At 47.5% G+C, this 8,352-nt stretch carries 8 protein-coding genes; 6 read left to right on the top strand and 2 right to left on the bottom strand.

Annotated features, from left to right (window positions below):
• Positions 1-181: 181 nt before the first annotated feature.
• Positions 182-1,069 carry a metal ABC transporter solute-binding protein, Zn/Mn family gene (locus JFC05_RS11280; protein WP_227697536.1) on the bottom strand — a complete coding sequence of 296 codons (888 nt, stop codon included), beginning with the start codon at positions 1,067-1,069 and terminating at the stop codon, positions 182-184.
• 249 nt (positions 1,070-1,318) lie between these two features.
• On the opposite strand from JFC05_RS11280, the gene JFC05_RS11275 reads away from it, so the two are divergent.
• The 6 genes from JFC05_RS11275 to gluQRS all read left to right on the top strand — a co-directional run bounded on the left by JFC05_RS11275 (position 1,319) and on the right by gluQRS (position 6,781).
• Positions 1,319-1,855 (top strand): Fur family transcriptional regulator, encoded by a 537-nt coding sequence (locus JFC05_RS11275; protein ID WP_198336946.1) that lies wholly within the window; start codon positions 1,319-1,321, stop codon positions 1,853-1,855.
• An 80-nt stretch (positions 1,856-1,935) separates the two neighbouring features.
• On the top strand, positions 1,936-2,709 hold the full coding sequence (locus tag JFC05_RS11270; protein ID WP_198336945.1) for a metal ABC transporter ATP-binding protein: 774 nt from the start codon (positions 1,936-1,938) through the stop codon (positions 2,707-2,709).
• 79 nt (positions 2,710-2,788) lie between these two features.
• A complete protein-coding gene (locus tag JFC05_RS11265; protein ID WP_192993464.1) occupies positions 2,789-3,613 on the top strand; it encodes a metal ABC transporter permease in 825 nt (274 codons plus the stop codon).
• Between the two features lie 196 nt (positions 3,614-3,809).
• Positions 3,810-4,649, top strand: a complete 840-nt coding sequence (locus JFC05_RS11260; RefSeq protein WP_198336944.1) for a metallophosphoesterase — start codon at positions 3,810-3,812, stop codon at positions 4,647-4,649.
• 545 nt (positions 4,650-5,194) lie between these two features.
• A complete protein-coding gene (gene dksA, locus JFC05_RS11255; RefSeq protein ID WP_105244323.1) occupies positions 5,195-5,632 on the top strand; it encodes an RNA polymerase-binding protein DksA in 438 nt (145 codons plus the stop codon).
• 195 nt (positions 5,633-5,827) lie between these two features.
• Entirely contained in the window at positions 5,828-6,781 is a 954-nt protein-coding gene (gene gluQRS / locus JFC05_RS11250) for a tRNA glutamyl-Q(34) synthetase GluQRS (protein WP_198336943.1), read from the top strand.
• A 103-nt stretch (positions 6,782-6,884) separates the two neighbouring features.
• On the opposite strand, the gene ftsW is transcribed toward gluQRS, so the two are convergent.
• Complete coding sequence (gene ftsW / locus JFC05_RS11245) at positions 6,885-8,081, bottom strand: putative lipid II flippase FtsW (RefSeq protein WP_172953132.1); 1,197 nt, start codon at positions 8,079-8,081, stop codon at positions 6,885-6,887.
• Between the last annotated feature and the right edge of the window lie 271 nt (positions 8,082-8,352).

The following is an 8,352-nucleotide window of genomic DNA, read 5'->3' as shown; positions in this document are numbered from 1 at the left end:
ATTTATACCAGTAGCGCGTTTAAATCCATAACAGTTTTACATTCAGCTAACTATATCGTCGATCAACTATTTTTCAGATAGCTTAAAATCAGATGCCTTAAAACATACTGTGGCATTTGTATAATAGCCGTCAGTCATGCACGTCAGTCAGATACTTGAGCGTTATTGCGCTTAATTGCGCTTATTTATCGATACACTGATGGATTTGCTGCGCCATCGTTTGCCAGCCACTGATAAAGTCGGTGCTGTTACTCATGTCTTCTGCTTGTACTGTGGTACTGACGGGCTGTAGTTTGGCCAGCAAGCCTTTGGCAGGTGCATTTGGACTGACCAAGCACATTCGCTTGGTTGGGCGCTGCTCATTTAACCGGCGTAATTGACTGGCTTTTGGTGCTAAGTGGTGATCGACACTCAAGCTACCAATAAGCTGTAAATTGATGCTGTCTTCGATATATTGATACGCATCATGATAAGCCCAGTAAGGTGAGGGGTTTTTTGTGCTATCTAAGCTGGTGGCGGCCACCGCATTGTCTAAACGCTGGGCGAATTTTTGTGCATTGGCATGATAAAGGCTTTTATATTGCGGATTGGCATGGCTATGGATAACAGCCAAGGCACGAGTGATGGCTTTGGCATTATCAGGATCGAACCAGATATGAGGGTCGAGCGTGCCGGCGATGGGTTTGCCTTGGACATCACGTAACGGATGACGATTAAAGGCATCAAACTCAAATAAGGCAATGGCATTAGGCGCTGTCTTTAAGCTTGAGGCCAAGTTATTTTCTAGCGGCTCACCAAACCAAACCACAAACTTACTGTCGCGTATTGCCTTGATATCACCAGGGCTGATACTGCCGTGATGCCCGACTTCGCCAGCTTGTAGTAGCCGCTTAGCAGACGGCGCGCCTTCAGTCACCGCCTCACTTAATAAAAACAGCGGATAGTTGCTGACGCTGACGGTGGCTGCATGCGCACTCACACAGGCCAGCCCCAACCATAGCAGTAGCGGTGCTAGCAGACGCTGCAAAATCGGATAGGCACGCAAATAATCATAAAACATTGGATTCATAGTCAGCTCTTTGGTATATAGTTGGCAAAAAGTTAAGCAAATATAGAGGCTGCGCATCGGACATATCGTTTGACGATTGCTATCACCCCAGCTCGATCGCTCTCATCAGCTCACCCTTTGACAGTGGCCGGTCAATTTACTTGGTTATTCAATATTTAGGTTGCTCGGTAATTTTATTTTATTATGTTATACTATAACAATAGAAAACGCCATTGCTAAAATGCTACGTAATTTTTAGGAGTTTGCCTCATGTCTACGAGTTTGTCAGTCTGCGATCACTTGCATGATGTGCAAGACTTTACACCGGATGATGTGACTGAGCGCCTGCGCGCAGCAAAGGAGCAATGCCGACTCAGTGGTGCGCGTTTTACGCCGTTACGGCAGCAGATATACCAGCTGGTACTCGAAGCCAACCAACCCGTCGGCGCGTACGATTTGATCACCCAGTTGCAGCAAATGCGACTAGTCGCACCTGATGGGGCTGATGATGCGTCGGCGCAAAAAATGACAAAAAACGTGGCACCACCCACGGTATATCGCAGCTTGGAGTTTTTACTCGGTGAGGGCTTGATCCATCAGCTTACCTCTATCAACGCCTACGTGCCCTGCTGTCATCCTCGCGCTCAGCATACGGCGGCGTTTTTGATCTGTGCCCAGTGTCAGCGGGTACAAGAATGCAGTAGCATACCGGTACAAGAGATGATGAGCTTTGCTGAAAAAGATGTGGGGTTTGTGGTGGAGCGTAGTGTCATTGAGCTGAGTGGTCGTTGCCAAGCCTGTCAGTAATAACGACGGTTTATTATTTGCTCGTTAATTTATCATCCATCGTTTATCTTACCTTGAGTCCTTGCCCTATGAGCGCGCTTATGCCACCGTCTATATCTACCACTACGACTGATACAACACTTGATCGTAAGAAACTACTGAGCTTGAGTGACATCAGTTTTCATATTGGTCAGCAGCGTCTACTGTCGCATATCGATATCGATATTGCTGTCGATGAAACACTTAGCCTCATTGGGCCCAATGGCGCGGGCAAGTCGACGTTGGTCAAGCTTATTTTAGGTTTGCTTGAGCCGACCAAAGGGCAAATTACCGCTCATCAGCCTCTACAGCTGGGTTATGTCCCGCAGCGCTTTGCCGTGCCGCCGATACTGCCATTACGCGTCTGTGATTTGTTGGCACAAGCGGATAAAAAACGTCTAACGGCCGAGCAGCGGCAATTTATTTTTGACAACTTGTCTTTGACGCATCTGCTGTCACGGCAGATGCTGCATTTGTCAGGTGGTGAAACGCAGCGCGTGTTGTTGGCACGGGCGCTGCTGGACAAACCCAACTTGTTAATTTTAGATGAACCTATGCAAGGGCTTGATCCTGATACTGAGGTTTGGCTGTATCAGTTTATTGATGAGCTACCAGCGTTTTTGCGCTGCGCCATGCTCGTGGTGTCGCATGATTTACATTGGGTGATGAAAGGCAGCCGGCGGGTGATTTGCCTCAACAAGCATATCTGCTGTGAAGGTCAGCCAAGCGAGCTTGCGATTAGTAGTGAGTTTCAAAAGCTGTTTGGTCACCACTATGAGCAACCGTATGTGCATCAGCCGCATGCTTGCGAGCATCATGCTCCCAGCGAATTATAATACATGCACTCAAACACGTTGATGACTGCCTTAAAAACACAGCGTTAATGCAAACTAAAAACTGTTACGGATATCTTTTATGAGCGCTTGGTTAGCCATCATTGCCCCGGCTTGGATTGCAGGTAGTATTTTAGCATTGCTCTCAGCGCCTCTGGGGTGTCTGGTATTGTGGCGGCGCATGGCTTTTTTTGCCGATGCACTGGCGCATGGTACGCTGCTTGGCGTTGCTTTGGCAGTGTGGTGGCAATTACCGATGGGCGTTGGGATTGCTATCATTAGTATCGCGGTGGTCCTAGGGCTGGTCCTTATCGATGATGAACGCTTGCCTGTCGATGCGGTACTGGCCGTCGTCGCGGTGTCGCTGCTGTGCTTGGGACTACTGGCATTGACTCAGCTGACCGACCAGCAAGCCAATGTATTGGGGTTTTTGTTCGGTAACTTACTTGAGCTGGATTGGGCTGATCTGCCGCTGCTTGCCACCAGTGTACTGGTGGGTTTAGGACTGCTTATCTATATATGGCCTGCGCAAATCAAGCTGGCCACTCATGAGGCCTTGGCACGGATTCAAGGTATCAATCCTGCGCGCCAGCGGCTATTTTTTATGGGGGTATTGGCAGGGTTTTGTGCCATTGCCTTGCAGGCGGTGGGTAGCCTACTGATCAGTGGCCTTTTGGTACTACCAGCCTTGAGTGCACGCTTATGGGCATCTTCGCCCAAACAAATGGTTCTCTTGTCTTTACTGATCGCTCAGGTTGGCGTCACGCTGGGCGTGTGGGGCAGTATTTGGCTGGACATTCAGACTGGCCTTTCTATTGTTTTGATATTAGCAATTTTGTTTTTTATTGCGTTGTTTTTTAGCAAATTAAAAACGCTTAGGTTTTGGTCAGCAGAGCGCCGGCGCTAGCGTAACCACTGGGTTATAAACAAATTTTACCTTGATGTTGTCCAACTTTATTTCATTAATATCGCTAGAGCTTTCATTCACTTTATGTTATAAACTTGCTTTAATAGGGCTGGCACCAGCCATACCAAATCACCATTGTTTATCCATAGTCGTTCTGACAACTTTGATTGTTTTGAGTCGATGAGGGAGCGCCCCAATGCTAAGCTATCCTGTCAACACGCTTTGCCCACCTTATGAACAGCTCAATATTTTACAAATCACGGATTTGCACCTATCAACGCCTGTCAACAAGGGCACAGACGATTGTAGCGGTGACGCTGTTTTGTGTCAGCACAGCTTTGAGACGGTACTGGCGCAAGCATTAAACGATGATATTCGCTGCGATTTGATTGTGGTGACGGGCGATTTGGTCAACCGAGTAAAACCTGATATCTACGATCATATTTTTGCCGTCCTACAAGCGACTGGCATTCCTTTTGCTTGTATCGCCGGCAACCATGATGTGACTGATGAGCTGGGCTATGATTTGCCGTTTTTTCAGCGTGAGCTGGTGGCCAAACCAGCTGACCCGCGTTTGCTCAGTCGGCATGTGATTGAGTCTGCTCATTGGCAGTTGTTGTTTTTGGACTCATCCATCGCAGGCAAGGTCTCAGGTGAGATCGCGCCAAGCGATATCGATTGGCTATGTCAGCAGCTCAGCCACTGTAGCAAGCCTGCGCTCATTGCCGTCCATCACCATCTGATTCCTGTTGATTCTGACTGGATCGATACCCATATGGCAAAAAACAGCGAGGATTTTTGGCGACAGATGAGTGCGTTTACGCACTTAAAAGTAATCATCAGCGGTCATACTCATCAGGAGCAAGTACGCCATTATCAAGGGGTCACGGTATATAGCACCCCTTCTACCTGCTATCAGTTCAAACCTTTTTCAGATGAATTTGCCTATGATAAACGTGCCCAGCCGGGTTACCGTTGGTTGCAATTAGCCAACAATGGAGAGGTTGCAAGCTGGGTAGAAAGGCTGGATACTTGACGCCCAGATTTATCGCGGCGAGCGTGATGTCGCCCTAATATATCAGACTTCTTGCCGATATTGCTGGCTTAGACAGGTGGTGTCTGACTGCATTAAAACACCAACAATGATAAAAACTGCTTCATTATTATGAAAAACAGTGATACAACTTATAAAACCAGATGATGATTAAAATATAAAGATAACCTATAGCCGAGATTAGACAAAATTATAATAGCTAGGATGGCTAACCTGACCACACGCTAAGTATTCATAGTCCGTGTTTTGTTATATTGTTTAGCGACCCGTAGGCCAATTACCCTATTTACACTGAGGTATTTGCATCAAGGTATTTAAATAAAAATATACATAACCATATACTGGGGTACTGATATGTCGCTGTCGTCATATCGAGACAACTTTATTATTAGATCAGCTGTGTTACTTGTGTTACCAAGTGGTAAAACGTTTTATAAAGGGACAACTTATAGCGTTTATAAATTGATAACGTCTTGTCTTTTGATGCGTCGTTTTATTGAATTAATTTGAAAAAGTAGGATACCCATATGAGCACCCTGACCACGAATCCGAGTGAAGTGAAGTTTACTCCTTATGTGCCAGCCGAAGGCGAAGAGTATATGTCTGATGCGCAATTGGCGCACTTTAAGGCGATTTTATTGGACTGGAAAAACCAATTGATTGGTGAGGCAGACCGTACCAAGACTTATATTCAAGATGAGTCCAGCGCCATGCCAGACATCAATGATCGCGCCACTCAAGAAGAAGAGTTTGCTTTGGCGCTGCGTACGCGTGACCGTGAGCGTAAGCTCATTCGCAAAATCGACAAATCCATAGCAGAAATCGAAAATGACGACTATGGCTTTTGTGAAACCTGCGGCGTAGAGATTGGCTTGCGTCGTCTCGAAGCGCGTCCAACCGCGACCCAGTGCATCGACTGTAAGACTCTCTCAGAAATCAAAGAGCGCCAAAACCAAGGTGCGTAGGCGCATAGGCATATAAATCCGAGAGATAACAAGTCAATAGCGTTATCTCAGCACAAGCGACCATCATGTGGTCGCTTGTTGCGTTTTATAAACATCTTTTGGCCAGCAGATACAGTATCCTATATGACCTAGTCCGCGATAACGGTGTCCCTTATTAACCCGTCATCGTTTATTTTAACTATCCCATAAACGCCTATGCCCACGACCTCCATACCCACACCGCCTATCGGCCGCTTTGCCCCCTCCCCAACCGGCGAGCTACATCTTGGTTCACTGACCACCGCCCTTGCCAGCTACTGCCATATAAAATCACTTGGCGGTAAGTGGTTATTGCGTATCGAAGACACGGATACAGAGCGCTGCGATCGGCAGTTTACCGAGCAGATCTTGATCGACCTAGAAGTGCTGGAGTTACACTGGGATGGTGATGTGGTGTATCAATCTGAGCGCATCGATATCTATAATGAGTATCTGGCCTCGACCCTGCGGCCGCTGACCTATGGCTGTCAGTGCTCACGTAAAGACCTAGAGCAATATTGGGCGCAGCAAGAGCAAATCCCTGCCCATACAGATACTGCGACACAGCTGACTGTGCTGCCAAACAGAAAACGCTATCCGCGGCGCTGTGTCACCAAAGCACTAGATAGGCTACAGCACAAGCTACGCATACAGCTGCCCGATTATCTCATTGGGTTTCATGATGGTATTCAGGGACAACAGTGGGGCAATCCGCAGCAGACCTTGGGCGATATGGTGGTGCGTCGACAAGACGGCATGATCAATTATATTTTGGCCGCCAGTCTCGATGATGGCTTGCAAGGGGTTACACATATCATGCGCGGCTTGGATATCCTGCCCATGACCACCGCCCAAATCAGCATCATGCAAGCAGCGCGCCTGCCCGCGATTGACAGCTGGTATCATCTGCCGCTGATCTGCAGCCCAAACGGGCAAAAGCTGTCTAAACAAAACCTAGCGCAGCCAATAGACACCCGCGACCCAAGTCAGCTAATCGCGACCGCATTACAGCTTTTGCAGCAGCCAAGTGTCGAGATAGACACACCTGCGCGGATGCTCAAACAGGCGACTGCACAGTGGGACAACGCGCCGCTACACGGCCAGCAGCAGTTAAGCTTGATAAATAAATAATAGACCAACAGCAAAAAGCGCCACTCATAATAGCGACGCTTGTTAATCATATTGCAAAGACACTAAAGCCCTAGGAATATAGTAACGGTGTTTGGTTTAGGGCTTAATAGTAACGGCACTGACTCTTTTCAATCTCAGGGCTTTCTTTATAGATTTTTAGCAGCAGCGCTACCATCACAAGGCTGATCAGCATAGATGAACCACCATAACTAAAAAATGGCATGGTCAAGCCTTTGGTGGGAATCGCTCCCATATTCATCGCCGCATTGATGATGGTTTGCGCAATAAACACCACACCGATACCAAAAGCGGTATAGCTCATGCGCATCTGCCGACGTTTTAGCGCGTTGTAACTGATGCGCATCGCACTACCGATGATCAGAGCCTCAAGCACCAAGACCATCGTCACCCCAACAAAACCCAACTCCTCACCTGTGATGGCCAATAAAAAATCGGTATGCGCTTCAGGCAAATGCGAGAGTTTTTGTACACTCTCACCATAGCCCACGCCAGTAAACTGCCCACGACCAAAGGCAATCAAACTGCGCGCCAACTGATAGTCGGTATCTTGCACATCATCAAACGGATCCATAAACGACATCACGCGCACCAAGCGATACTGCGCCGTTGTCACCATCAACACAGCCCCACCGATGGCAGCGGCAGTCAGTGCGACAAAGTGCTTGTAAGGCGCACCTGCGATATAAAAAATCGCAAAAATCGTGCCTAAAATAACAACAAACGAGCCAAAGTCTGGCTGCGAGAGTAGGAGCATGGTAATCAGAACCACCACCAACATAATGCGCAAAAAGCCATCTAAACCATTGCGCACTTCAAACGAGCGGCGTACCACAAAGTCAGAGACAAAGACAATCATTACAAGCTTTGCCAGCTCGGCCACCTGAAAGTTAAAGACCCCCAAATTTAACCAGCGTTTTGAGCCGTTAATCGGAGTACTAAACAAGGTAGCAACGAGCAGCAAGCCAGTAACCCCCAGCAATATGAACTGGGTTTCTGTCTTATAAAGTCGCCGCAAAGATACCCCATAATAAGGGATGGCGGCGATGATAAGTCCAATGGTCATGTAAAGCAGCTGGTTTTTAAAAAAGTACAGCTCGCTCATACCACGGCTCAGGGCGAATGGGATAGAAGCAGAGGCGACCATCAACAAGCTGAGCACCAGCATACAGCCAACGCTCGCTATCAAAACAGCACGCGCTGACGGCATCGATAAAATACCATCAGCGCCAGTGGCTGTCTTTGGTTGGGACGAAGAACGAAAAAGAGAAGAGAGCGCCATAATTTTATATACACTAACGAACGAAAAATACGGCGTCTATACAACGCCACCGTTTAAAAAAACACATACCAACAAACAAACCTGAGGCTAAGACAAACAACGACTGATCATCATCGGCCATCGGCGCGATTAACCATTACTCAAGCAATGACACAGTCATCTCTTCGCTTGATTAGTAGGCTGGTTATAAAAGACAGTAGCAGCAATATATAAGCAAAACAATCATTTATCAAAAAACACCAGTACGCCTTGCCCATCCACCAGCTGCCGG

The organism is Psychrobacter celer, from assembly GCF_016107555.1.
Classification (GTDB): domain Bacteria; phylum Pseudomonadota; class Gammaproteobacteria; order Pseudomonadales; family Moraxellaceae; genus Psychrobacter; species Psychrobacter celer.
This window is presented reverse-complemented; position numbering and strand designations above follow the sequence as displayed.

Excerpts from the sequence above, each read along its gene's own strand:
- JFC05_RS11280 (WP_227697536.1), bottom strand. The coding sequence starts at position 1,069 with ATGAATCCAATGTTTTATGATTATTTGCGTGCCTATCCGATTTTGCAG.
- JFC05_RS11275 (WP_198336946.1), top strand. The coding sequence starts at position 1,319 with ATGTCTACGAGTTTGTCAGTCTGCGATCACTTGCATGATGTGCAAGAC.
- JFC05_RS11270 (WP_198336945.1), top strand. The coding sequence starts at position 1,936 with ATGCCACCGTCTATATCTACCACTACGACTGATACAACACTTGATCGT.
- JFC05_RS11265 (WP_192993464.1), top strand. The coding sequence starts at position 2,789 with ATGAGCGCTTGGTTAGCCATCATTGCCCCGGCTTGGATTGCAGGTAGT.
- JFC05_RS11260 (WP_198336944.1), top strand. The coding sequence starts at position 3,810 with ATGCTAAGCTATCCTGTCAACACGCTTTGCCCACCTTATGAACAGCTC.
- dksA (WP_105244323.1), top strand. The coding sequence starts at position 5,195 with ATGAGCACCCTGACCACGAATCCGAGTGAAGTGAAGTTTACTCCTTAT.
- gluQRS (WP_198336943.1), top strand. The coding sequence starts at position 5,828 with ATGCCCACGACCTCCATACCCACACCGCCTATCGGCCGCTTTGCCCCC.
- ftsW (WP_172953132.1), bottom strand. The coding sequence starts at position 8,081 with ATGGCGCTCTCTTCTCTTTTTCGTTCTTCGTCCCAACCAAAGACAGCC.